This is a genomic window from Streptomyces wedmorensis (assembly GCF_000716445.1).
Classification (GTDB): Bacteria; Actinomycetota; Actinomycetes; order Streptomycetales; family Streptomycetaceae; genus Streptomyces; species Streptomyces wedmorensis.
In genome coordinates, this window is the sequence record NZ_JNWK01000073.1 from 1 (window position 1) to 22,360 (window position 22,360).

Here is a 22,360-nt window from a genome sequence, read left to right on the forward strand (position 1 = left end):
ATGACATCCACCTCACCGGCAACCAACCGCCACAGATCCTCCGGCGACGACACCCCACCCGGAAAACGGCACGCCACCCCCACGATCGCCACCGGCTCGTCGAGGGCGAGCACCGGTGCGGCGGCGGGCTCGGCCGTCTCCTCGCCGGCTCCGAAGAGTCCGCGGTGCAGTCGGCGGGCGAGGGCTTCCGGCGTGGGGTGGTCGAAGGCCGAGGTGGGCGGCAGGCGCAGCCCGGTCGCCTCGCCGAGCCGGTTGCGCAGTTCGACGGCGTTGGCGGAGGTGAATCCGAGGTCCTTGAAGGCGCGCCCGGTCGGGACGGACTGGAGGCCGGGCAGGGCCAGGAGGTCGGCGACGTGGCCCCGGACCAGGTCCACGAGCCGTCGCATCCGGTCGCCGTCGGCGAAGTCCTCCCGCCGGGCGGAGCGGGTGCTTCGCGCGGTGGGGGCCGCCCCGCGGTCCCGCTCGGTGTCCGGCCCCGCGACGAAGAGGTGCGGGTGTCCGGTGGTGAGGGCCGCGTCGAGGGCGGCGAGGTCGTCCTGCGGGCCCCATCCCAGGGACAGTGCCGGAACGCCGTGCTCGGCGCGCAGCCGCACTGCGAAGGCGTCGAGGTACGCGGCGTGGGCGGCCGTACGGGCATCGTCACGATCGCCGGTGACGCCGGCGGCGGAGGAGCACAGGACGAAGGCGGACAGGTCGGATGCGCGGGTGAGCCGGTGCAGGTTGCGCAGGCCCGCGGCCGTGGCGGCGAGCGGGCCCGTGGGCTCGGAGGCGTGGACGACGGCCCGTACGGGTCCTTCGGCCTGCGCGAGGGCGTCGGCCAGTTCGTCCTCGGCCGTGAGGTCGCACGCGACGAGCCGGACCTCGGCGCCCGCCGCGACGAGTCGTTCGTAGGTCGTGGTGGCCGCCGTGCCGGTGCCGGGCGAGGAGACGAGCAGCAGTCGGCGGGCGCCGTGGGCGCCGACGAGGTGGTCGGCGAGGGCCGCGCCGCGCGGGGTGTCGGCGCCGGTGAGCACCACGGTTCCGGGGCCGTCGAAGGTCCCCCGGGCGTCGTGACCGCTGTCCATCGCGACGCGGACGTGGTGCGGCAGCAGGGTGACCCCGGCGCGTACCGCGAACTCCGGCTCGCCGGTCGCCACGGCGCCGGGCAGGGCCCTGCCCGAGTCCTCGTCGAGGACGGGGCCGAGGTCGGCGAGGGTGACGCGGCCGGGGTGGGCGAGCCGTGCGGACCGTACGAGGCCCCACACGGCGGCCTGGTCGGGATTGCCCGGTCCGTCCTCGGGGCCGGTCGCCATGGCTCCGCGGGTGACGACCACCAGGCGGGAGTCCGGCGTCCGTCCCTCGGCCGCCGTCCAGGCGTCGATCGCCGACGCCACCGAGGATTCCGCCGACCCCGCCTCGGTCGTTTCCGGTGCCACGAGGAGCGTCACGTCCGGCAGGGCTCCGTCCGCGGCCGTGTCCACGCCGGGACGCACCCGTACTCCGGCGGAGCGGAGTCCGGCGAGGAGGGAGGGGTCCGGATCGCCTTCCACCGCCCACAGCCGCTCCCCGGCGGGTGCGTCGGCGCCGCCCGGGATCCACTCCAGGCGGTGGAGGCCCTCTTCGTCGCCGTTGCCCATCGCGCGCAGCAGCGCGGGGAGTTCGAGCAGCAGTCGGCGGGTGACCTTGCCGGACGCCGTCCTCGGGATCTCGCGGATCTCGTACAGCTCCTCGGGCACCTTGAAGTACGAGAGCCGTTCGCGGCAGGCGGCGAGGGCCGTGGCCGGATCGAAGCCGTCGGCGCCGGGGACGACGTACGCGACGGGAATCTCGCCGAGCACGGGGTGCGGCTTCCCGGCGACGGCGACGTCGTCGATGCCCGGGACGGTCCGCAGGACGCTCTCGACCTCCAGCGGATGGATGTTCTCGCCGGCCCGGATGACGAGTTCCCTGATGCGTCCGGTGACGGTGAAGTACCCGGCCTCGTCGCGCCGGGCGAGGTCGCCGGTGCGGTACCAGCCGTCCTTCAGGGCCTCGGCGGTGGCCTCGGGCTGGTTGTGGTAGCCGGCCATCACGTTGGGGCCTCGGACCCAGACCTCGCCCTCCGTGCCGTCCGTGACGTCCAGGCCGGTGCGGTGGTCGACCAGCCGGACCCCGAGGCCGACGACCGGTAGTCCGCAGGAGCCCTCGACGCGGGCTCCGCTCGGCCAGTTGATGGTGATGGAGCCGCACGTCTCGGTGCTGCCGTAGGCGTCCACGAGCGGTGCGCCGAACGCCGTCTCCACCACGTTGCGCAGCTCGGCGGTCGTGATGGCGCCGCCGACGAGTCCGACCCGCAGCCCGGGGGCCGTGAAGTCGCGGGCCCGTGCCTCCCGTACGAGGTGGTGGTACATCGTCGGGACTCCGGCGACGACGGTGAAGTCCTCGGTGGCCCAGATGTCGAGCACGTCCGCGGCGGACAGCCCGTCGACGATCCGCGCGGTGGCGCCGACCGACGCGACCGACAGCACGCAGGCGATGTGGGAGAGGCTGTGGAAGAGCGGCAGGGGCCACAGCACCCGGTCCCGCTCGGACAGGTCGAGCACGGGGGCGTAACTGGCCGCCACCGACCAGAGGCAGTTGCGCGTGGTGGACAGGACGCCCTTGGGCTTGCCCGTGGTGCCCGAGGTGTAGAGCATCCAGGCGATGTCGTCGAGTCCGAGACCGTCGTACGCGGGTCGCCCCGGCTCCGAGGTCGCGAGCTGCTCGTACGGGTGGAGGCCCGCCGGGAGCGGCTCGTCGTCCGGGTCTCCGCCGACCACGAGGACGGTCAGCGGGGCGCGGTCCGCGGTGACGCGGCCGAGCTGGTCGAGGTGGTACGCGTCGGTGACGATCGCCTGGGCGCCGCTGTCCTGGAGGAGGTGGGCGAGTTCGGCGTCGGAGGAGCGCGGGTTGAGGGGGACGCCGATGGCGCCGGACCGGGCGACGGCGTAGTAGCTCTCGACCGTCTCGACCCGGTTGCCGAGCAGCAGGGCGACCCGGTCGCCGGGGCGGATCCCCAGGTCCGCGAGGTGGCCGGCGAGCCGCCGGGTGCGGGTCTCCAGGTCGGCGTAGCCGATCGCGCGGCGGTCGTCGCGGTATGCCGTCTTCTGACCGAACCGCTCACTCTGCCGCCGCAGCAGCTCGTGCAGGGGCCGCAGCAGTTCGGTGCGCAGCATGGATGGGACTCCCAGCGGTTCGGTCGGTGGTTCTTCGGGGGCGGGCGGTTCGCCCGGAGGGGACGCCGCCCACGGCGCGTGCCCCGGGCGCGGTGTGGTCGGTTCGGCCGTCAGGCCGGTGGCGCTTGTCTCGGCATCCGTGCCAGCACCGTCTCGGTCGCGGCCTGCGGCACTCCGCTGACGAGTTCGGCGCCGTCCGGTCCGTCGAGGACGAAGGTCAGTCCTGTCGTGGCCTTCTTGTCCAGCCTCATCAGGCCGACGAGTTCGGCGGTGTCCACGCCGTGCGGCAGCTCCGTCGGCAGCCCGTAGTGGGCGACCACCTCGTGGTGCTCGGCGACCCGCTCGGGCGGGATGCGTCCGAGGTGGCCGGCGAGGCGGCCCGCGAAGACGGTGCCGATGGCCACGGCCTCGCCGTGCCGGAGGGAGTAGCCGGTGGCGCGTTCCAGCGCGTGACCGAGGGTGTGGCCGTAGTTGAGCAGGTGGCGCAGGCCGGAGTCCCGCTCGTCGGCGGAGACCACCTCGGCCTTGCGGCGGACGCTGGCGGCGATCTGGTCGGTGAGGGAGAGCCCGCGCAGGTCACCGGTGCCGATGAAGTGGCAGCGGGCGATCTCCCCGTAGCCACTGGTCATCTCCCTGGCCGGGAGGGTGGTCAGGTAGTCGGTGTCGCACAGGACCGCCCTGGGCTGCCAGAAGGCGCCCACGAGGTTCTTGCCCTCGGGCAGGTTCACCGCGGTCTTGCCGCCGACGCTCGCGTCGACCTGGGCGAGGAGCGTGGTCGGCAGGTGGATGACGGCCACGCCCCGGTGGTACAGGGCGGCGGCGAGGCCCGCGGTGTCGGTCGTGGATCCGCCGCCGACGGAGACGACGACGTCGGCCCGGGTGAGGCCGAACCCGGCGAACGCGCGGCAGTAGCGTTCCACCGCCGCCAACGATTTCCCGTGCTCCCCGTCCTCCGCCCGGAGGTGGAGGGCGGGCACGCCCGGGTCCGGGGTCCACTCCCCGGGCCGGGCCGAGACGACCGCGGCCCGGCGGGCACCGAGGCCGGCGACGAGGTCGGGCAGCGTGTGCCGTACGCCCGGGCCGATGTGGACCTCGTACGAGCGGCTGCCGAGCTCCACGCCGACGGTCCGCGCCGTGGAGGTGGCCTGGCCGCCGGTCACGTGGCGGCCTCCAGGCACCAGGCGAGGAAGTCGGCGGGGCTCTCCATGGCCGCGTCGGGCGCGGCGTCGAGGAGCGGCTCCGGGTCGCTCTCGCCCCAGAGCGCCGCGACGGCCTCGACCCCGGCGGCGCGGGCGCTCGCGAGGTCGGTGACCGCGTCGCCGATCATCACGGCGCCCTCCTTGTCGGCGCCGAGCAGTTCCAGGGCGCGCAGCACGATGTCCGGTGCGGGCTTGGGGTGTTCGACCTCGTCGGAGCCGATGACGTGCTCGAACAGCGGCAGGACGCCGAGGCCTTCGAGGAGGGAGCGGGCGCGGGGGCCGCTCTTGCCGGTGGCGATGGCGAACCGGATGCCGCGTGCGTTGAGCGCTTCGAGCATCTCCGTGACGCCGTCGAAGAGGCGGACGCGGTGGGCGAGCCGGTAGCTCTCGCGGACGAAGGGCTCCTCCATCTCCAGCGGCAGGCCCATCATGTTCATGATGTCCGGGAAGTAGCGGCCCAGGTGGGTGCTGTACTCCTCGAAGGGCGGCTCGCCGTCGCCGACGACCTCGCGGTAGGCGAGGGCGAACGCCTCGCGCATCACGCCGAAGCTGTCCACGAGCACGCCGTCGAGGTCGAAGACGACGGTCCGCAGCGGGGTCCGCGTGGCGGCCGTGGTGCCCGCCGACGCGGGGTCGCCGCCCTCGGTGATCAGTTCGGTGCTCACGCCGGCTGCCTTTCCGTGTTCCGCTCGCTTGTGGGGGTGCCGACGCCGAGCGCGGACGCGTAGGCCCGCTCGATGACACCGATGGTCGTCCTGGTGGCCGCGATGGACCGGCCGCGGAGGCCGGGGTCGGCCAGGAGGGCGGGGAGCGCGTCGACCTGCCGGTCGTACTCGACTCCCACGGGCTCCGGGTCGAGCGGGACGGGGACGGTCTCCCCGTGCCGGGTGACGGTGAGCGTGGAGCCGCCCCGCCGGTTGGGGCTGAAGCCGAACGTGCACGAGAGCACGGCGGTGCCGGCGGTGCCGTGCACCTCCACGAGGGTGGTGTCGTACTCGGCGTGGGACGCCCAGCTGGCGTGTACGGAGACGGAGACTCCGTCGTCGGTGACCAGGAACGCGCGAGCCGTGTCCTCCACGTCTCCGGTCCCTCCCGGGGCCGGCTCGTCCTCTTCCCGCCAGGCAGCCTGGGCCACGTCGCGGTTGACGAAGTCGTGTCCGACCGTCGCCGCCACCTGCTCGAACTCCACCCGGCCGCCCAGCAGGGGCAGGGCGGTGTCGAGGAGGTGCCAGCCGAGGTCCACCAGGGCTCCGCCCCCGGCGGTGTCCCGGCGGGTGAACCAGCGGGTGCCGGGAACGCCTCGGGCCCGTTCCCACGCCACCCGGACGTGGCGGATCCGGCCCAGGGACGGGGTGAGGTCCTCAAGGCGCCTGATGTCGCCCCGGTAGCGGGCGGCGCTGCCCGCGACGAGGACCGCGCCCGCCTTCTCCGCCTCTGCCAGTTCGTCCGCCTCGGCCGTGCTGAGGCAGACGGGCTTCTCCAGGAAGACCGGGATGCCCCGGCGGAGCAGGCCCGAGGCGACGGAGCAGTGGGCGTGGTTGGGAACGGCGACGATCGCGAGGTCGGCCAGGTCCGGCGTCAGTTCGGCGGCCGAGGCCAGGACGCGCGGCGCGGGACCTCCCGCGCCGACGGCCGGCTCTTCCGCGAACGCGGCCCGGGCCGCCGGGGAGGGGTCCACGACGGCGGTGACGGTCATGCCGGGGTGGGCGGCCACCCGGGGCAGCCAGATGCTGCGGGCCGCCCAGCCCAGGCCGACCACGGCGACGCGCAGGGTCATGAAGTGGCCAGGACGTCGGCCACCACGTCCGCGATGGCGTGCATCTGCTCCTCGGTCCCGAGCAGGGTCCGGTGGTGCAGCCAGATGCAGTCGCGGGTGAGGGCCTCGCTGTTGGGGCATCGGGCGGCGATCTCGTCGACGGTCTCGTCGGGCGCGGCCATCTCCCAGAAGGCGGCGGTGCGGTAGACGGCCCGGAAGGCCGCGAACGCCGGAAGGCCGCGCGCGATCAGCGCGTCGACCAGGGCGTTGCGCCGCTCCTCGGTGATGCCGGGGACCCGGAACATGGCCATGTAGTGCGGGTTGCGCGTGCAGCGGTCGTCGGTGCCCTGCGGCACGACTCCGGGGATCCGGGCCAGCAGACCCGACAGCAGCGGCCAGCGCTCCTGGCGGGTGGCGATCTGCTCGTCGAGCCTGGTGAGCTGGGCGCGGAGCACGCTCGCGGAGAACTCGTTCATGCGGAAGTTGGAGCCCGACGTCTCGTGCAGGTACGAGCGGTCGGTCCGCGGGCGGCCGCAGCTGTGCCGCAGGAAGGCGAGTTCGTACTGGGCGGCCTCGGGGAACGTCACCGCGCCGCCCTCGCCCGCGGTCATCAGCTTGCCGTTCTGGAAGCTGAAGGCCGCGACGGAGCCGAGGTCGCCGACCCGCTTGCCCCGCCACTCGGCGCCGTGCGCGTGCGCCGCGTCCTGGAGCAGCGGGACGCCGGAGTCGGCCGACAGCTTGGCGAGCGCGTCCATGTCGGCGAGGAGGCCGGCCATGTGGACGGGCATGATCGCCTTGGTCTTCGGGGTGATCGCGGCTTCCGCGGCCCGCACGTCGATGTTGTACGTGTCGAGGTCGACGTCCACGGGGACGGCGACGGCGCCGAGACGCTGGGCGGCCTGCGAGGAGGAGATGAAGGTGAAGGCGGGAACGATGACCTCGTCGCCGGGCCCCACTCCCATCACCTGAAGGGCGAGTTCGAGGGCGTGGGTGCCGCTGGTCACCGCGAGGGCGTGTGCGGTGCCGTGGTACTCGGCGAATTCGCGCTCGAATTCGTCGACTTCACTTCCGCCGATACGCCACCACTGCCCCTGTTCGAGGGCGCGCATCAGAGCGACTCTTTCCTGGTCACCGAACTGGGGCCACTCCGGAAATTCCAGGCTCCGCTGCGAAATCCCAAACATAGTCCATCCATCTAGCTAGATACCGGCCACCCGGAGAAGACGGCCGGGCCATGGCTGCTGGTCGATCTGTTGTCAACCGGCACGGAACGACTCGGTTTTCACATGGTCCAGGCCACGGAAAGCCTTCACAATCCCCTAGGCGACCCCCTTAGATCCCCCTCATCCGACCCCCCTAGTCGACACACCCCTCAGACCAGGTGGTTTCCCGCCACGATCCCCTTCCGAGCGTTTCTGACAGAACGTCACCACGCCCCCGTAAACGGGCATTCGGACTTTGTCGCATTGCACGGGCAAGCGGCCTCTGGTTAGCATCGGCGGCCAACCGCCGCGCGAGAAGCACCGAGGTCTGTCTTGAGTGAACTCCTGTTGTTGAACGGGCCAAATCTGGGAATACTCGGCCGCCGGGAGCCGGAGATCTACGGCACCGAAACCCTGGCCGACATCGAGCGGATCGTCGCCGAGGAAGTCGCGGAATCCGGGTGGAAAGTGGTGGCCCGCCAGTACGACTGCGAAGGGGAGATGGTCCGCGCCGTCCAGGACAGCTACGACACGGTGGGCGCGATCATCAACCCGGGCGCGCTGATGATCGCCGGCTGGAGCTTCCGGGACGCGCTCGCCAACTACCCCAAGCCGTGGATCGAGGTCCACCTGTCCAACGTGTGGGCGCGCGAGGGCTTCCGGCACCAGTCGATCCTCGGCGCCCTGGCAAGCGGCGTGATCTTCGGCCTGGGCGCCGAGGGGTACCGGCTCGCCGCCCAGGCCCTGGTCCGGCGAGGCGTCACGGGATGAGCGGCACGAGCTCCACCACCTCCGCCGGCCGCCCTCACCCCGACGCCGCCGACGTCCTCGTCGTCGGGTACGGGCCGGTCGGCCAGGTCCTGGCGATCCTGCTGGCCCGGCAGGGCCGCCGGGTGACGGTCGTCGAGCGGTGGGAGACCCCGTATCCGATGCCGCGCGCCACCGTCTTCGACGGCGAGACCGCGCGCACCCTCGCCTCCCTCGGGATCGCCTCCTCGTTCGAGGAGATCGGCGAGCCCGTCGACGCGTACGACTGGCGGAACGCCGCCGGGCGGACGCTGCTGCGCATGGAGTTCGCCGCCCCCGGCGCGCACGGCTGGCCGGACGCCACCACCTTCCACCAGCCGGCGCTCGAAGCGGCGCTCGCCGAGCGTGCCGCCGAGTTCGAGGACCGGGGCCTGCTGCGCGTCCTGCGCGGGCACACCGCGACGGCCGTCGAGGACCACGGCGACCACGGCGTGACCCTCACCGCGGAGACCGCCGCCGGCGACGTCAGGACCCTCGAGGGAGCCTGGCTGGTCGGCTGCGACGGGGCCAACAGCCGGATACGGGACCTTCTGGACGTCGGCGTCACCGACCTCGACTTCTCCTTCGACTGGCTGCTCTGCGACGTCGTCCTGGGCGAGCCCCGGGAGTTCACGCCGGCCAACGCGCAGATCTGCGACCCGGCCAGGCCGACGACGGTCGTCGGGAGCGGCCCCGGGCGCAGGCGCTGGGAGTTCATGCGGCTGCCGGACGAGTCCAAGGAGGAGCTCGACACGCCCGAGACGGCCTGGCGCCTGCTCAAGTCCTTCGACGTGACCCCGGAGAACGCGGTCCTCGCCCGGCACACCGTCTACACCTTCCGTGCCGCCCTGGCCGACACCTGGAAGAAGGGCCGGGTGCTGCTCGCGGGTGACGCCGCGCACTCGATGCCGCCGTTCGCGGGCGCCGGGATGTGCTCGGGCATCCGGGACGTCCTCAACCTGTCCTGGAAGCTCGACCGAGTCCTGCGGGGCGCATCGGACGCGCGGCTCCTCGACACGTACGGGCCCGAGCGCCGCGGCCATGTGCTCCGCACGATCGAACTGTCCGTACAGCTCGGGAAGATCGTCTGTGTCTCCGACGCGGAGGAGGCGGCCCGCCGGGACGCCACCCTGACGGCGGGCCAGACGCCGGACCGCCCGGTGACGCAGCCGCTGCGCGAGGGCGTGCTGCACCGCACGGTCGGCACGGTCGCCGCGCCCCCGACCGGCTCGCCGGTCCCCCAGGGGCGGGTGGCGCGGGACGGCGTCGCCGGGCTCTTCGACCAGGTGGTGGGCACGGGCTTCGTGCTCCTCACCACGGAGGACCCGGCCTCCGCGCTGAGCGCGGAACAGCGCGCCCTCCTCGCGGAGATCGGCGCCCACACGGTCAGGCTCGCCTCCGGCACGGAGCCGGCGGCGGGTGCGGTCACGGACCTCGACGACGTGTACCTCCCGTTCATGGCCTCCGTCCGGGCGCGCTTCGTCCTCGTCCGGCCCGACTTCCACGTCTTCGGGGTCGCCCGCAGCACGAGGGAACTCGGCATGGTCCTCGACCAGTTGGAGACCCAGCTCATGACGACGGGAGCGGGCCATCCACCTCGGCATTGACATCGGCGGCACGAAGGTCGCCTTCCGCACGGAGACGTCCGGGACCCGCGGCGCGGCGTCGCGGGATTCCGTGGTCCGCTGGCGGTCGTCCGCCGGTCTCCCGGAGGACCTGGACACCCTGCGGGCCCACGTGGAGGAGCTCCTGGCCCGTGCCGCACGGCCGCTCGCGGGGGTCGGTGTCGCCGTGCCTGCCACGCTGGACGCCGCGGGGCGGGTGACGGCCTGGCCCACCCGGCCGTCCTGGGTGGGGCTCGACCTGTCGGAGGTCTTGCGGGACCTCTTCCCCGGATCCGAGGTGTCCTGGGCCGACGACGGAGACCTGGCCGCCGTGGCGGAGGCCCACGCGGCCGGTCACTCCGACCTGGTCTACGTGGGCGTGGGCACCGGCATCGGCGGCGGGATCGTCCTCGGCGGCCGGCCCGTGCCCGGTACGCGCCGGGGGTCGTGCGAGCTGGGACACCTGATCGTGGACCGGGACGGCGAGCTCTGCGACTGCGGCCGCCGCGGCTGCGTCCAGGCCGAGGCGTCGGGCCCGGCGACGCTGCGCCGGGCGGCGGCCGCGCGCGGGGCGGAGGTGACCTTCGAGGAGCTCAGGGCCGGGTACGCCGACGGTGCGGACTGGGCCGTCACCGCGGTCGAGCACAGTTGCGCGGCCCTCGCGGCCGCCCTGGTGGGGGCGGGCGAGCTGGTGCACCCCTCGGCGACGGTCGTGGGCGGCGGGTTCGCCGCGGGGATCGAGGGCTTCGTGGCGGAGGTCGCCCGGCAGGCGGCCATGCTGGCCAGGCCGGGACACCCGGTGGCCCCCGTCCTTCCGGCCCGGCTCGGCGGCGGTTCGTCCCTGCACGGGGCGCTGCTCGCCGCCAGGGGACTGCCGAACCCCTGACCGCTCGGTCGCGCGCGGCGCGGCCGGGGCCCGCGACACGGGACCCCGGCCGTCGCACGGCGGCGTCAGACGAGCTGGACGGCCTGCTCGTAGTCGTGGCGCGGCATCCGCTCGCCCCAGGCGTCCTCGGCGGGCTCGCCGATGTTGACCAGCAGGATCGCCTTCCAGCGCCCGTCGGGGAAGAACTCGGTGTTCACCGCCTCGGCGTCGAAACCCTTCATCGGCCCGGCGGCCAGACCCGCGGCACGTACCGCGAGGACGAAGTACCCGGCCTGCAGGGCGGCGTTGAAGTCGCCGGAGGCGTCACGCAGGACGGGGTTGGAGTCGAGGACGTCCTTGAGTCCGGGGATGCTGGGGCACAACTCGGCGCCGTACTCGCCGTATTCACGGTCCACCGCAAGCACCGCGATGACGGGCGCGGAGGCGCTCTTGGGCTGGTTCGGCGGGGTGAGCAGGGGGACCAGCCGCTTCTTCCCCTCGTCCGTGCGCACGTAGAGGATCCGCATCGGGTTGAGGTTGCTGCCGGTGGGCGCCCACTTGAACAGTTCCCAGATCGCCCGCAGCCGCTCGTCGTCGACCGGCGCGTCGGTGAACTTGAGGGCCGTGCGGGCCTCGGTGAACAGCAGCCGCTGCCCCTCGGGGGACAGCGCGTAGAGGTCCTGGTGTTCGACAGGGGAGGTCATGTCGTTCGGCACGTCTCATCCGTTCCGTCGTAAGAAGGTTGATCTACCGTGGTTCCCGATCATGACAGCTCCGCCCGCTCGGGGGCGTCCAGCCGGAAGAACTCGCGGTAGAGGTCGAGTTGGTGAATGAGCATGTGCGAACCGTGATGGATCCGGTGGCCGCGCGCCTCGGCCGCCCGCAGCAGCGCGGTCTCACGCGGTTCCATGATGATGTCGGCGACCGCCGCCCCTGACGGGAGGCCCTCCACGTCGAACGGCAGCGGGTCGTCGGGGCGCAGGCCGAGCGGGGTGGCGTTCACGACGAGGTCCGCGCCGTCGAGCCGTGGGGTAACCGTTCCGGCCAACCGGCCCGGCCAGTAAGGCCCGAGACGGTTCGTCACCTCGGTCACCCGGTCCTCGTCGCGGTCGCACACGTCGAGGTGGGCGGCTCCGGCGGCGAGCACGGCGGCGGCCAGGGCGCCTCCGGCGCCGCCCGCGCCGATCAGGGACACGCGCTTCCCCGCGAGGTCGAATCCGGAGGCGCTCAGCCCCCGGACGAACCCGATGCCGTCGAAGTTCTCGGCGCTCCACCGGCCGTCGGGCTCCCGGCGCAGCGCGTTGGCGCTCCCGGACTGGGTGACGGCGCCGCTGACGGTGTCGGCGAACCGGCGGACGTCGGCCTTGTGCGGCACGGTGACGAGCAGCCCGTCGAGGTTGCCGATCCGCTGGAGCCCTCGCACGATCTCACCGAGGTGCTCGGGCTCGGCGAGCACCGGCACGAGGACGGCGTCGAGGCCGAGGCGGGAGAAGACGGGATTGAGCAGCGCGGGCGCCTTCACCTGGGCGACCGGGCAGCCGAGGACGGCGTAGAGCCGGGTCGAGCCGCCGATCCCGGGCCGCTCGGGCATCGGTGGTGTCGCTGGAGTGGTCACACGGCTTCCTTCCACTGGGGTCGGTGCACCTTTCGACGGCCATCCTGGCAGTCCTGACCACGGCGGTGCGGGGCGGCCGAGGCCGTGCCTCCGGAGCGACGCTGGGTACGGTGGGCGAGGAAGTCCCCGGCTCGGAGGGGTCCCCTGGCGGAAAGGGAAGGTGCGCGGTGATCGAGGCGCTGCTGCCGGAGAGCGTGGTCGCGGTCGAGGGCTACGGCCACACCGCCCTGGACGCGGAGCTGTACCCCGAGGAGGCTGCGCTCGTGAGCCGGGCGGTCGACAAGCGGCGCCGGGAGTTCGCGGCGGTACGGGTCTGTGCGCGTCGGGCGATGGCGAAGCTCGGCCTGCCGCCGCAGCCGGTGCTGCCGGGCGAACGGGGTGCGCCGGACTGGCAGCCGGGGCTGGTCGGAAGCCTGACGCACTGCGACGGTTACCACGCGGCCGCTCTGGCGCTCAGCGCCGACGTCGCCTCGCTGGGCATCGACGCCGAGCCGGCCGCCCCGCTGCCCGAGGGCGTGCTGGAGCTCGTGGCCCTGCCGGCGGAGCGCGACCGGCTGAGCCGGCTGGCCGCGGAGCATCCGGGGATCCCCTGGGACCGGTTGCTGTTCAGCGCCAAGGAGGCGGTCTACAAGGCGTGGTCGCCGCTGACCGGGAAGTGGCTGGATTTCTCCGAGGCCGATGTCGAGATCTCCGTGGATCCCGGTGGGCAGCCGTGCGGTGGGTTCCGTGCCGGGCTGCTCGTGCCGGGTCCGCGGGTGGGTGACCGCCGGCTCGACGGGTTCGAGGGCCGCTGGACGAGCCGGCAGGGCTTCGTGGCGACGGCCGTCACGGTCCCGTACCCCGCTTGACCGGACCGTCCGGATCTCCTGACCGCTGTCAGTACGTGTGCGGCGGGGGGCCGCGTAATCTGCGCGTCACGACAGCGGGCCGGTCGCCTCGCTGGAGCCGTGGAGGACGCATTGATGACGCCTACGCTCCTGAAACTCGCGACGTGGAACATCGGGGGCGGGATTCTCGGTGAGTCGCATCAGCACGACGGAATTCCGTCACTCGGCCATTACGCCTCGGTGTTGGAGGCACACGCGCCCGACGTGGTCTGTCTGCAGGAGGCGCATGACTACCACGGGCGCCGGGAGGACCAGGCGACGGAACTGGCCAGGCGGGTCGGGTATCCGCATGTCGCGTCCTTTCCGGTGAGCGTCTCGCACATGGCGCGGGACGCCTCGCTGGCGCTCGGAATCCTGTCGCGTTTCCCCCTCGACGACGTGGTGTTCAAACGGTTTCCCAATCCCGGCCTCGAGGGTTCGGGACCGGGCGGCGGGCGCTGGACGCTGCACGACAAGGGCTATGCGGTCGGGTCGTTGGACCTGGGCGGCGGCCGGCGGCTCGGCTTCGTGAACGGGCACTGCTTTCCGCTGCGCCGCTTCGGGGCGAGTCCCGCCGATCCGGTGTTCGCGCCGATGTGGGAGATGCTCGCGGAGGACCTGCGGGAGATCGGCCGTACGGGGATGGCCTTCGCGGGCGTCGACGCGAACTACGGGCGCTTCGGGGAGCTGCTGGGCGACGTCATGGGCGCGGGCGGCTACCGAAGCGCGTTCGAAGGGACTCCCACGACGGCCAAGGGCGTCCAGAACGACCACGTTCTCTACGGCCGTGCGCTGCGGCTGCTGAGTACGACGGTGGCGGCCACGGAGTCCGACCACGCGTACTGCCAGGTGCGCGTTCAGGTGGAGGCCGGGGGTGCCGGCGACGGCGGCATGATCCTGACCGGTGTCAGTACAGGCCCCTCCTGACGGTGGGTAGCTTGTGGCTCCGCCGCAACCTGCGAGTTGTGGGCACCAGGAATTCGCGCAGCAGTCGTGAGGAGCTCCCGACATGAGTCCACAGAATCAGATGGCGCCGGATCGCGTTGCGGCTCTGACCCAGATCTGGCGGGAGGTTCTCGGAAATCCCGAACTCGACGAGAGCTCGGACCTCTTCGAGAACGACGGGTCGTCGCTGCACGTCCTGCAGATCACCGGCAGGATTCACGACGCCCTCGGGGTCGACGTGAAACTGCGCCACGTGTTCTCCCACGCTTCGCCGCGCAGCCTTTCGGATTTCCTGGAAGGCGAGCCGGGGCAGGTGGATTCCGGTGCGGACGGCGCCCGCTCCTAAGACGGTCAGCGTCACGTGCCCGGAGGTGTGAGATGACGTTCTCCCAGGAAAAGGGATCGGCGGGGCCGACCTCGCTGGCGGAAATGGCCCGGCTGACGGGCGAGTTCGCCGACTGGCACAACCTGCACTACATGGCGATGTGGCTCACCGGCGACCTCGACGTCGCCGCGCTGCGCGACGCCTGGTGGCGGGTGTGCCTGCGCCACGACGTACTGCGCCGCGCCTACCTGTCGCCGGAGGAGGCGTGCACGTACGACGACGCGCTGAGCGAGGTGCAGGTCCTCACCGCCGACACGGACGCGGAGGCCGTCGAGCTGATGGGCCGCTTCATCGGCGAGCCCTTCAGCCTGGACGGCCGCGGCTTCTCGCGCATCGCCGTCGTGCGGCGTGACGAGCGCAGGCACCTCTTCGGCATCGCGATCGACCACATCATCAACGACCTGGCCTCGTGGGCCCGGATCCGGTCGGACTTCACCGAGTTCTACAACCGGGCGCTGGCCGGCGACACCGGCGACGTGTCGGGCGCGAGCAGCTACCAGGCCTTCGCCTCGGAGGAGCGCCGGCTGTTCTCCGGCTCCTGGGGAGCGGAGCGGCGGGCCTTCTGGGGCTCGTACGTCGAGGAGTTCGGGACGGTCCCGGCGCCGTTCCCCGTCGGCACCGAGCACGCGGGCGAGTACCGGCCCAAGAGGATCGCCCGGGCGCTTCCGGCGGACGCGAAGGCCCGGTTGCGGCGCTTCGCCCTGGAGGCCCGGGCGACTCCCTTCGCCGCGGTCACGGCCAGTGTGCTCGCCGCGGCGCGTGAGGTCACCGGCGAACCCGCGCCGGGGATCTCCGTCAACCAGCACGGGCGCATGCTGCCGGGCACGTCGCAGACCGCCGGTCTGTTCGTGCAGACCGTGCCGCTGCACCTCGGGCGGGAGCGCGGTGACCGGGTCGGGACGGTCCGCGAGGTGTTCCTCCGGACCCACGACGTCTTCGAGTACAGCATTCCGCTGCTGGTCGCGGGACGGTACTGGAACGAGACGCTGATGGTGCCGGACCGGCAGGCCGGCCTGTACGTCAGCCTCAACGAGGAGCCGCCGTCCTCGTACGACCTGGCGCCGTTCACCGGTACCGAGGCGGAGTACGTGGAGTTGGACGTCCCCGGCGGGAAGCGCTTCCTGGAGACCGTGGTCGTCGGGTGGAACCTGTACGAGACGGGGCCGGAGATCGTCGCGCACTACAACGAGAGCTGCTTCCCCGGCGCGGCCGTGGAGCAGCTCCTCGACGCGGCCGAGGCGTTCGCACTGCCCGCGGGTGACTAGGAGGGGATTCCGTGTTCGACGACGAGACGCGCGCGTTCCGTGTGGTGCGGAACGACGAGGAGCAGTACTCGGTCTGGCCGGTCGGGCGGGAGCTGCCCGCCGGCTGGTCCGAGGCCGGGAAGCGGGGCACGAAGGCCGAGTGCCTCGCCCATGTCGACCGTTCCTGGACGGACCTCCGGCCCGCGAGTCTGCGGCGGAGCCCGTCCGTCGACGAGGGCTAGGTCGTCTCTTCCGGATCTTGCGGGTCAGACAGGCCCTAGGGGCCCGACCGGTGGCGGCGCGCACGGCGTGCCGCCGCCTTTCCCTTTCCGGCCGACATCCACGCACATGCCCGGCCGGGCGGCCCTGGCACGGCCCGGCCCATGTGCCCACCGATCCGCACGGCGTGCGGAGCGACCTGGGGACCACTTGCTGATGACTTCTTTCACCGGGGCCTTCTGGCGCAGGGGCGACACCGGGTTCGCCGACGCCGCGACCTCACGCCTCTTCAACCACCGGCTGCCGTCGAGGCGGCCGGCGGCGGTGCTGCGCGCGGCGGACGCCGCCGATGTGGCGGCGGGAGTGCGGCTGGCGGCGGCGGAGGGGTGGAAGGTCGCCGTCCGCTCCGGCGGGCACAGTTGGCCCGCGTGGTCACTGCGCGAGGACACCCTGCTCGTCGACCTGGCGCTGTTCACCAGGATGGCGTACGACCCGGCGGACGCGACGGTCGCGGTCGGTCCGGCGGTGCGCGGCGGTCTCGACCTCGACCCGTACCTCGCGGAGCACGGCCGGTTCTTCTCCGTGGGCCACTCCCCCACCGTGGGCATGGGCGGCTTCCTGCTGCAGGGCGGCATCGGGTGGAACTGCCGCGGCTGGGGCTGGGCCGCGGAGTCCGTCGAGTCCATGGACGTGGTCACGGCCGCGGGCGACCTCGTGCGGTGCTCCGAGACGGAGAACGCCGACCTGTTCTGGGCCGCGCGGGGCTCGGGTCCCGGCTTCTTCGGCGTGGTCACCGAGTTCCGGCTCCGCACCCGCCCCCGGTTCCGGGAGCTGACGCGGTCCACGTACGTGTACCCCGCCGACCTCGCTCCCGAGGTCCTGACCTGGTATCTGTCGGCGCGCCGCGAGGTGCCGCCGTCGGTCGAGCTCGCCGCGGTCGGCTGCACTCCGCCCGGCTGCGACGCTCCGGTGCTGATCGTCGACGCCGTGTCGTTCGACGGCGGGCCGGCCTCGTCGGCCGCGCTCGACACCTGCCCGGTGGTCGGGAAGGCGTCGGCCGCCACCGTCGCCCGGCCGGTGGGGTTCGCCGAGCTGCAGGCGGCGCAGCTGCGGGCCAACCCCGACTACCACCGCTACTTCGCGGACAACGCCTTCCTCACCGGTTCCGCCTCCGAGCTGGTCCCGGCGCTGGTGCCCGCCTTCGTCGACCTGCCGACGCCCAGGACGTTCACCGTCCTCGGCGACTTCACGCCCCTGCGGTCGCGCCGGACGCCGGACATGGCCCTGTCCGTGGGGACCGACCTGTACTTCGCCGCGTACGTGATCGGCGAGGCCCCGGAGGAGGACGCGCGGTGCCGTGCGTGGCTGGACGGCACCATGCGCCGCGTGGCCCCCGTCTCCGCCGGCTGCTACCTGGGGGACAGCGACCTGACGGTCCGGCCCGACCGGATCATGTCCGACGCGGCCTGGTCGCGGTTCCGGCGGATCCGTGCGGACCGTGACCCGGACGGGTTGTTCGTCGGCTACCTCGGCGCGCCCGCCCAGTAGGCGCGGCGCGAGCCCGGAGGGCCACCGCGCACTCGGTGCGGTGGCCCTCCGGGCTTTTCCGTGCGGACGGTTCCGTCACGGGGCGGGGCGGTACGGGGTCAGAGCAGCTGCGCGAGCTCGGCGACGGTCGGGTTCCGGACCAGCGCCTGGGCCCTGAGTTCCACGCCGAGTTCGGTGCGGATCCTCGACCTCAGCCGGGTGGCGAGCAGCGAGTCGCCGCCCAGGGAGAAGAACCCCTCGTCGATGCCGACCCGTTCGAGGCCCAGGATCTCGGCGAAGACGGCGCACAGCCGGTGCTCCTCGGGCGTGCTGGGGCCGCGGCCGGTGCCGCCGCCGTAGTCGGGTGCCGGGAGGGCCCGGCGGTCCAGCTTGCCGTTCGGCGTCAGGGGCAGTTCCGTCAGCGTGACGAAGGCGGAGGGCACCATGTACGCGGGCAGGGTCCTGCCGACCTGCTCGGCCAGGGCCGCCGGGTCCGGGGTCCGTCCGGCGGCCGGCACCACGTACGCCACCAGGCGCTCGTCGCCCGGCTGGTCCTGCCTGACGATCACCGCGACCCGCGCGACCCCGTCCTGCCGGGCCAGGGCGGTCTCGATCTCGCCGAGTTCGATGCGGTAGCCGCGTACCTTGACCTGGTCGTCGGTGCGGCCCACGAACATCAGGACGCCGTCGCGGGTCCAGCGGGCCAGGTCCCCCGACCGGTACATCCGGGCGCCGACGCCGTGGAACGGGTCCGGTACGAACCGCTCCGCGGTCAGCGCCGCGTTGCCGAGGTAGCCGCGGGCCAGGCCCTCGCCGCCGAGGTACAGCTCGCCGACCGTGCCGGGCGGCACCGGGTCGAGGTGCTCGTCCAGGACGTACACGCGCCTGTTGTCCATCGGCTTGCCGATGGGGACGTCGCCCGTCAGCAGGTCCGCCCGTTCGACGCTGTGGTGGGTGACGCACAGCGTGGCCTCGGTGGGCCCGTACTGGGGGTGCACGACGAGGCCGGGAGCCGCTTCGAGTGCCTTGCGCACCGCGACCGGGGAGATCACCTCGCCGCCCATGTACACGCGGAGCATGCCGGTGAAGGCCGCCGCCGAGTCGTCGGCGATGCTGCGGAAGAGTCCGCCGGAGAGCAGGGCGCCGGTCACGCCGTGGCGTGCGACGAGGTCCTTCAGGCCCTGTGCGTCCAGGTCACCGGGCGGCGCGATCACCAGCTGCCCGTTCCTGAGCAGCGGCAGCCAGATCTCGCCCGTCGACACGTCGAACGCGAGCGGCGAGTGCACCAGCATCCGCGCCGCGGCCGCCTCGTCCCAGGAGCTGTCGAGCACCATGCACACGGCGCTCCGGTGGGACACCAGGATGCCCTTGGGGACTCCGGTCGAGCCCGAGGTGTACATGAGGTACGCGGCCTGCTCGGGCAGCGGCGCGCGGTCGGGGCTGCCGGTGGTCGCCCCCGCGGAGTCGTCCGCGGTGACGAGGAGGGTGGTCGTGGCGCCCCGCGCGGCCTCGTGGTGGGCGTGGGTCGTGTCGGTCAGCAGGATCCGGGCGTCCGCGGCCGCCATGACGCCGAGCATGCGTTCCGCCGGATGGGCCAGGTGCAGGGGCAGGTAGCAGCCGCCGGCCTTGAGGACGGCGAGCACCGCGACGATCTGCTCCGCGGACCGGTCCATCAGGATGGCCACCGGCTCCTCGGTCCGGATGCCGGAGCCGATCAGCCGGTGGGCGAGCGCGTTGGCCCGGGCGTCGAGTTCGGCGAGGGTCAGCGACACGTCGCCGCACACCAGCGCCACGGCGTCCGGTGTCTCCAGGACGCGGGCCTCGAACCGCCGGACCAGCGTGGCCTCGCCGATCTCGCGCTCGGCGCCGCTCGACGTCTCCAGCCAGGCCTTGCGTTCCCCGGCGGACAGCAGCTCCACGCGGGACAGGGCGGTGTCCGGTGCGGTGGTGAACGCCGTCAGGAGCAGGACCAGACGGTCCGCGAGCGAGACGGCCGTCGCACGGTCGAACAGGTCGGTGTCGTAGGCGATCTCGCCCGCGATCCCCGCCGGCTCCCGGTCGTCCCGCCGGCGCTCGGTCAGGGTGACGGCGAGGTCGAAGGCGGACGGGTCCGTCGTGCCGGCCTCGGACGCGGTCTCGTCGTCGACGACGACGCTCACCTGGACCAGGCGGCTCCGGCCGGCGTACGGGGCGAGGTCGACGATCTCGGCCAGCCGCTCCGCGGGCACGTCGTGCGCCGCGCGCGCCGCGTCCTCGGCCTCCCGCACGCGGTCGAGGAGTGCTCGTGGGCTCGGGTCGCCCGAGGCGTCGATCCGGACGACGAGGTGACGGGCGAGGAACTCCGCCGCGTCGCCCCGCGGCACGCCGGGTCGCGCCGCGGCCGGAGCCGCGATCGGGATGTCGGTGCCGGCCCCCAGCCGGGTCAGCAGGGCGGCCGCGGCGGCCCGGACCGTCGTCCCCACCGTCGCCCCGGCCTCCCCGGCCGTCGCGAGAAGGGCCCGGTGGACCTCGGGAGCGATGTCGAACCGGTGCGACCCGCTCACCGAGGAGGCGTGCGCCGGTCGCGGACGATCCGTCGGCAGGGCCAGTTCGTTCGGTAGCGACGCCAGAGTGCGCGCACAGCGCTCCGTGAGCGGTGCGGCCTCGTCCGTGGTCGTCGACATGCCATCCTCCATCCAAGTGGTAGTGATGCCCGGCAGCGGCATTAGTCGGGGCTCTCGCTCTCGCTGATGAACCTGACGTGCCGTTCGTCCCGTTCGTCGAACGCGGGCGCCACCGTGAGAACCATCTCCATCGCGCCGAAATAGAAGATCCGGGTGTTCGGCGGGACGGTGATCAGGTCGGTGGCGCCGACGGCGACCGGCTCGCCGTTCAGGTGGAACACGCCCCGACCGCTGACGATGTAATAGGTGTAGGAACTCCTGGTGTTGAGGAATTCCTGGAAATGTCCTCGCTCGACGTTCACGCGCACGACGGTCGCCGCCGGGTCGTCCTGGCCGTAGACCGTCAGGTCGATGCCGTGCTTGTGGAATCTGTCGGCTTCCTCGACCGTGTGCCGGTACGTGGTCATCGCCCTGTCCCTCCTGTCGTCAGCCCTGTACGCCGGAGGGCTGCCGGAGGTGCTCGGCCGACGCCGCCTCGAGTTCGAGCGGTGACGAGAACTCGAAGACCAGGCTCGTCGGGGGCCGCCAGCCGGCGAGCGACTCGTAGTGCGACAGCAGCATCGGGACGAGCAGCGAGTAGCCGCCGACCTGGAAGAAGTCGTCGTCCTCGTCGATGTCGTCGCGCTCCAGGATGTGGCGGAACGCCTGGAGCCACAGCGAGTCGGAGCCCGCCCCGCCGCCGGCCGGGCGGGCGGCGGCCGCGGGCGGCTCCACGTCGGCGGCCGCGGCTGCGGGGACCTGTCCGGCGGCGCGGTCGTCGTCGGCCGGCGGCGCGACCACGGTCGGCGCGAGGCTGCCGATCGGCTCGTGCGGCTGGGCGACGTACGCGCGGAGCAGGGTCTCGAAGCCCGTGGCGAGCAGCTCGACGTGTTCGGGTGCGAAGACCTGCGTGGAGTACTCCCAGACCAGTTCGTAGCCGTGCTCGCCGCCGGTGCCGTGGAGGACCTTGCCGGGCATGACCACGACGCTGAGGTCGAACTTGGTGCTGTTGGCGCCGACGGCGATCTGCATGTCGACGGAGAGGCCGGGGGCGTCCATCGGGGGGCAGGGCGCGTCGTGCATGGCGAACATGATGTTGAAGAGGGGGTTGCCGAGCCCCTTGCTGCTGCGCTTGGTGGCCTTCACGAGCTCCTGGATCGGCGCCGACTCGTGGTCGATGGCGTCGAAGATCGCCTCCATGGCCTCCGTGGCGACGTCGCCGCCCGGGGCGTCGGGGTCGATCGCCAGCCGGAGGGGGACGGCGCCGACCATCATGCCCACCGTGCGTTCGAAGCCGGGGGGACGGTTGGCGAACGGCATGCCGATGACCAGGTCGTTCTGACCGGAGTGGCGGCGGCAGAGCTCGGCGTAGACCGCCAGCAGGGTGGCGAAGACGGTGTGGCCGCCCTCCTGGGCCGCCGCGCTCACCCGGGCCATGAGGTCGGCGGGAACCGCCTGCCGGAACTGGCCGCCGCGGTGGTCGAACAGGGCCGACCGCCGGGTGCCGATGCCGGGGAAGTCGACGGTGAACCGGGCGCCTTCGAGGCGGTCCGCCCACCACGCGACGTCGGCGGCGACCCGCGCGCGGTACTCGTCGGAGTTCGTGTGGGCGACGTACTCCTCGTAGGAGGGAGCCGCCTCCGCGACGAACTCCCCGCCGGTCACCTCGGCCGCGTACTGCCGGAACACGCCCGCGAGGAACTCCACGGTGGACCGGCCGTCGTGCACGAGATGGTGCTCGGTCATGAAGAGCTGCCAGTGGCCGTCCCCCAGGCGGACCAGCGTCCAGCGGGCCAGGGGCGCGTTCCGCAGGTCGAACTCGGCGAGCACCTGGCCGCGGAGCAGCTCCGCCCGCCGCTCCTCGGGGTCCTCAGCGCCGCGCAGGTCGTATTCGGGAATCTCGATGTCGAGGCTTTCCACGACTTCCTGGAAGGCGATCGCAGAGCCTTCGTCACATATCCGGATCCGCATCGCGTCATGGCGGCCGACCGCGTCGGAGACGCACTGGCGGAGCATCTTGGGCTGGATTTCACCGTGGAAGTCGACGACCGCTGTGGCGTGATACGCGCGGCTGTCAGGAACTACCTTCTGCTGCAGCCAGACGATTTGCTGTGAGGCGCTGAGCGGGAACACACCAGGTCTCCTTTTTGATGCGACTGGTGCCGAGTATGCAGGCGCTCCGGTGGCATTCCGGTACTGATACCTGTCAGTACTTCGGCCGCGATCCGCAGGGGGCCGGCCGGCGCCGGGACCCGTCGATTACCCGGTGGGCCGCCGTGGGCGGGCCGCGCCGGGACGTCCGTGCCGTCCGGCCGTCCGAGCCCTGACCGAT

The 22,360-nt window shown here is 72.8% G+C and carries 19 protein-coding genes; 9 read left to right on the forward strand and 10 right to left on the reverse strand.

The genetic code is table 11. The features are described from left to right. The 5 genes from OO54_RS36260 to OO54_RS36280 form a co-directional block, all read right to left on the reverse strand. Window positions 1-3,173: AMP-binding protein (locus tag OO54_RS36260; RefSeq protein ID WP_033211219.1), on the reverse strand; the 3,173-nt coding region annotated here is incomplete at its 3' end. Window positions 3,174-3,283: 110 nt separating this feature from the next. Next, window positions 3,284-4,333, reverse strand: coding sequence for a 3-dehydroquinate synthase family protein (locus OO54_RS36265; protein WP_033211220.1), 1,050 nt, complete (start codon window positions 4,331-4,333; stop codon window positions 3,284-3,286). Continuing rightward, window positions 4,330-5,022, reverse strand: coding sequence for an HAD-IA family hydrolase (locus OO54_RS36270; protein WP_200146802.1), 693 nt, complete (start codon window positions 5,020-5,022; stop codon window positions 4,330-4,332). The genes OO54_RS36265 and OO54_RS36270 overlap by 4 nt, the downstream gene beginning before the upstream one ends. Before the next feature lie 11 nt (window positions 5,023-5,033). Next, window positions 5,034-6,149 carry a Gfo/Idh/MocA family protein gene (locus tag OO54_RS36275; protein ID WP_051787651.1) on the reverse strand — a complete coding sequence of 372 codons (1,116 nt, stop codon included), beginning with the start codon at window positions 6,147-6,149 and terminating at the stop codon, window positions 5,034-5,036. Beyond that, entirely contained in the window at window positions 6,146-7,312 is a 1,167-nt protein-coding gene (locus OO54_RS36280) for a DegT/DnrJ/EryC1/StrS family aminotransferase (RefSeq protein WP_033211222.1), read from the reverse strand. The genes OO54_RS36275 and OO54_RS36280 overlap by 4 nt, the downstream gene beginning before the upstream one ends. A 351-nt stretch (window positions 7,313-7,663) precedes the next feature. Here OO54_RS36280 and OO54_RS36285 point away from each other — a divergent pair, with 351 nt between their 5' ends. From OO54_RS36285 to OO54_RS36295, 3 genes are read left to right on the forward strand one after another with little or no spacing between them, the layout of a single operon-like run. Next, the gene (locus tag OO54_RS36285) at window positions 7,664-8,101 is read left to right on the forward strand and encodes a type II 3-dehydroquinate dehydratase (RefSeq protein WP_033211223.1); all 438 of its coding nucleotides are present in this window, start codon (window positions 7,664-7,666) and stop codon (window positions 8,099-8,101) included. Next, the gene (gene mhpA, locus OO54_RS36290) at window positions 8,098-9,723 is read left to right on the forward strand and encodes a bifunctional 3-(3-hydroxy-phenyl)propionate/3-hydroxycinnamic acid hydroxylase MhpA (RefSeq protein WP_051787653.1); all 1,626 of its coding nucleotides are present in this window, start codon (window positions 8,098-8,100) and stop codon (window positions 9,721-9,723) included. The genes OO54_RS36285 and mhpA overlap by 4 nt, the downstream gene beginning before the upstream one ends. 1 nt (window position 9,724) lies before the next feature. Beyond that, window positions 9,725-10,606 carry an ROK family protein gene (locus OO54_RS36295; RefSeq protein WP_234439665.1) on the forward strand — a complete coding sequence of 294 codons (882 nt, stop codon included), beginning with the start codon at window positions 9,725-9,727 and terminating at the stop codon, window positions 10,604-10,606. A gap of 65 nt (window positions 10,607-10,671) precedes the next feature. On the opposite strand, the gene OO54_RS36300 is transcribed toward OO54_RS36295, so the two are convergent. Continuing rightward, window positions 10,672-11,289 carry a malonic semialdehyde reductase gene (locus OO54_RS36300; RefSeq protein ID WP_033211245.1) on the reverse strand — a complete coding sequence of 206 codons (618 nt, stop codon included), beginning with the start codon at window positions 11,287-11,289 and terminating at the stop codon, window positions 10,672-10,674. Between the two features lie 59 nt (window positions 11,290-11,348). Then, window positions 11,349-12,200, reverse strand: coding sequence for a shikimate dehydrogenase family protein (locus OO54_RS36305; protein ID WP_234439664.1), 852 nt, complete (start codon window positions 12,198-12,200; stop codon window positions 11,349-11,351). A 167-nt stretch (window positions 12,201-12,367) separates the two neighbouring features. Here OO54_RS36305 and OO54_RS36310 point away from each other — a divergent pair, with 167 nt between their 5' ends. The 6 genes from OO54_RS36310 (at window position 12,368) to OO54_RS36335 (ending at window position 17,407) form a co-directional block, all read left to right on the forward strand. Beyond that, complete coding sequence (locus OO54_RS36310) at window positions 12,368-13,048, forward strand: 4'-phosphopantetheinyl transferase family protein (protein WP_033211227.1); 681 nt, start codon at window positions 12,368-12,370, stop codon at window positions 13,046-13,048. A gap of 99 nt (window positions 13,049-13,147) precedes the next feature. Further along, on the forward strand, window positions 13,148-13,993 hold the full coding sequence (locus tag OO54_RS36315; protein ID WP_051787655.1) for an endonuclease/exonuclease/phosphatase family protein: 846 nt from the start codon (window positions 13,148-13,150) through the stop codon (window positions 13,991-13,993). A gap of 82 nt (window positions 13,994-14,075) precedes the next feature. Continuing rightward, the gene (locus tag OO54_RS36320) at window positions 14,076-14,357 is read left to right on the forward strand and encodes an acyl carrier protein (protein ID WP_026057799.1); all 282 of its coding nucleotides are present in this window, start codon (window positions 14,076-14,078) and stop codon (window positions 14,355-14,357) included. A gap of 32 nt (window positions 14,358-14,389) precedes the next feature. After that, a complete protein-coding gene (locus OO54_RS36325; protein ID WP_033211229.1) occupies window positions 14,390-15,661 on the forward strand; it encodes a condensation domain-containing protein in 1,272 nt (423 codons plus the stop codon). An 11-nt stretch (window positions 15,662-15,672) separates the two neighbouring features. Continuing rightward, complete coding sequence (locus OO54_RS36330; RefSeq protein ID WP_033211230.1) at window positions 15,673-15,882, forward strand: MbtH family protein; 210 nt, start codon at window positions 15,673-15,675, stop codon at window positions 15,880-15,882. Window positions 15,883-16,075: 193 nt separating this feature from the next. Beyond that, the gene (locus tag OO54_RS36335; protein ID WP_033211231.1) at window positions 16,076-17,407 is read left to right on the forward strand and encodes an FAD-binding oxidoreductase; all 1,332 of its coding nucleotides are present in this window, start codon (window positions 16,076-16,078) and stop codon (window positions 17,405-17,407) included. 98 nt (window positions 17,408-17,505) lie between these two features. Here OO54_RS36335 and OO54_RS36340 read toward each other — a convergent pair whose 3' ends face one another. The 3 genes from OO54_RS36340 to OO54_RS36350 are packed head-to-tail and all read right to left on the reverse strand — an operon-like array spanning window position 17,506 to window position 22,161. After that, window positions 17,506-20,049, reverse strand: a complete 2,544-nt coding sequence (locus OO54_RS36340; protein WP_033211232.1) for a non-ribosomal peptide synthetase — start codon at window positions 20,047-20,049, stop codon at window positions 17,506-17,508. A 41-nt stretch (window positions 20,050-20,090) separates the two neighbouring features. Beyond that, entirely contained in the window at window positions 20,091-20,456 is a 366-nt protein-coding gene (locus OO54_RS36345) for a cupin domain-containing protein (protein WP_033211234.1), read from the reverse strand. A gap of 19 nt (window positions 20,457-20,475) precedes the next feature. Then, window positions 20,476-22,161, reverse strand: coding sequence for a condensation domain-containing protein (locus OO54_RS36350; protein ID WP_051787659.1), 1,686 nt, complete (start codon window positions 22,159-22,161; stop codon window positions 20,476-20,478). Window positions 22,162-22,360 lie beyond the last annotated feature (199 nt).

What these genes read in the sequence shown, in the direction of transcription:
- OO54_RS36275 (WP_051787651.1), bottom strand. Translation starts at nt 6,149, where the DNA reads ATGACCCTGCGCGTCGCCGTGGTCGGCCTGGGCTGGGCGGCCCGCAGC.
- OO54_RS36280 (WP_033211222.1), bottom strand. Translation starts at nt 7,312, where the DNA reads ATGTTTGGGATTTCGCAGCGGAGCCTGGAATTTCCGGAGTGGCCCCAG.
- mhpA (WP_051787653.1), top strand. Translation starts at nt 8,098, where the DNA reads ATGAGCGGCACGAGCTCCACCACCTCCGCCGGCCGCCCTCACCCCGAC.
- OO54_RS36300 (WP_033211245.1), bottom strand. Translation starts at nt 11,289, where the DNA reads ATGACCTCCCCTGTCGAACACCAGGACCTCTACGCGCTGTCCCCCGAG.
- OO54_RS36320 (WP_026057799.1), top strand. Translation starts at nt 14,076, where the DNA reads ATGAGTCCACAGAATCAGATGGCGCCGGATCGCGTTGCGGCTCTGACC.
- OO54_RS36325 (WP_033211229.1), top strand. Translation starts at nt 14,390, where the DNA reads ATGACGTTCTCCCAGGAAAAGGGATCGGCGGGGCCGACCTCGCTGGCG.
- OO54_RS36335 (WP_033211231.1), top strand. Translation starts at nt 16,076, where the DNA reads ATGACTTCTTTCACCGGGGCCTTCTGGCGCAGGGGCGACACCGGGTTC.
- OO54_RS36340 (WP_033211232.1), bottom strand. Translation starts at nt 20,049, where the DNA reads ATGTCGACGACCACGGACGAGGCCGCACCGCTCACGGAGCGCTGTGCG.
- OO54_RS36345 (WP_033211234.1), bottom strand. Translation starts at nt 20,456, where the DNA reads ATGACCACGTACCGGCACACGGTCGAGGAAGCCGACAGATTCCACAAG.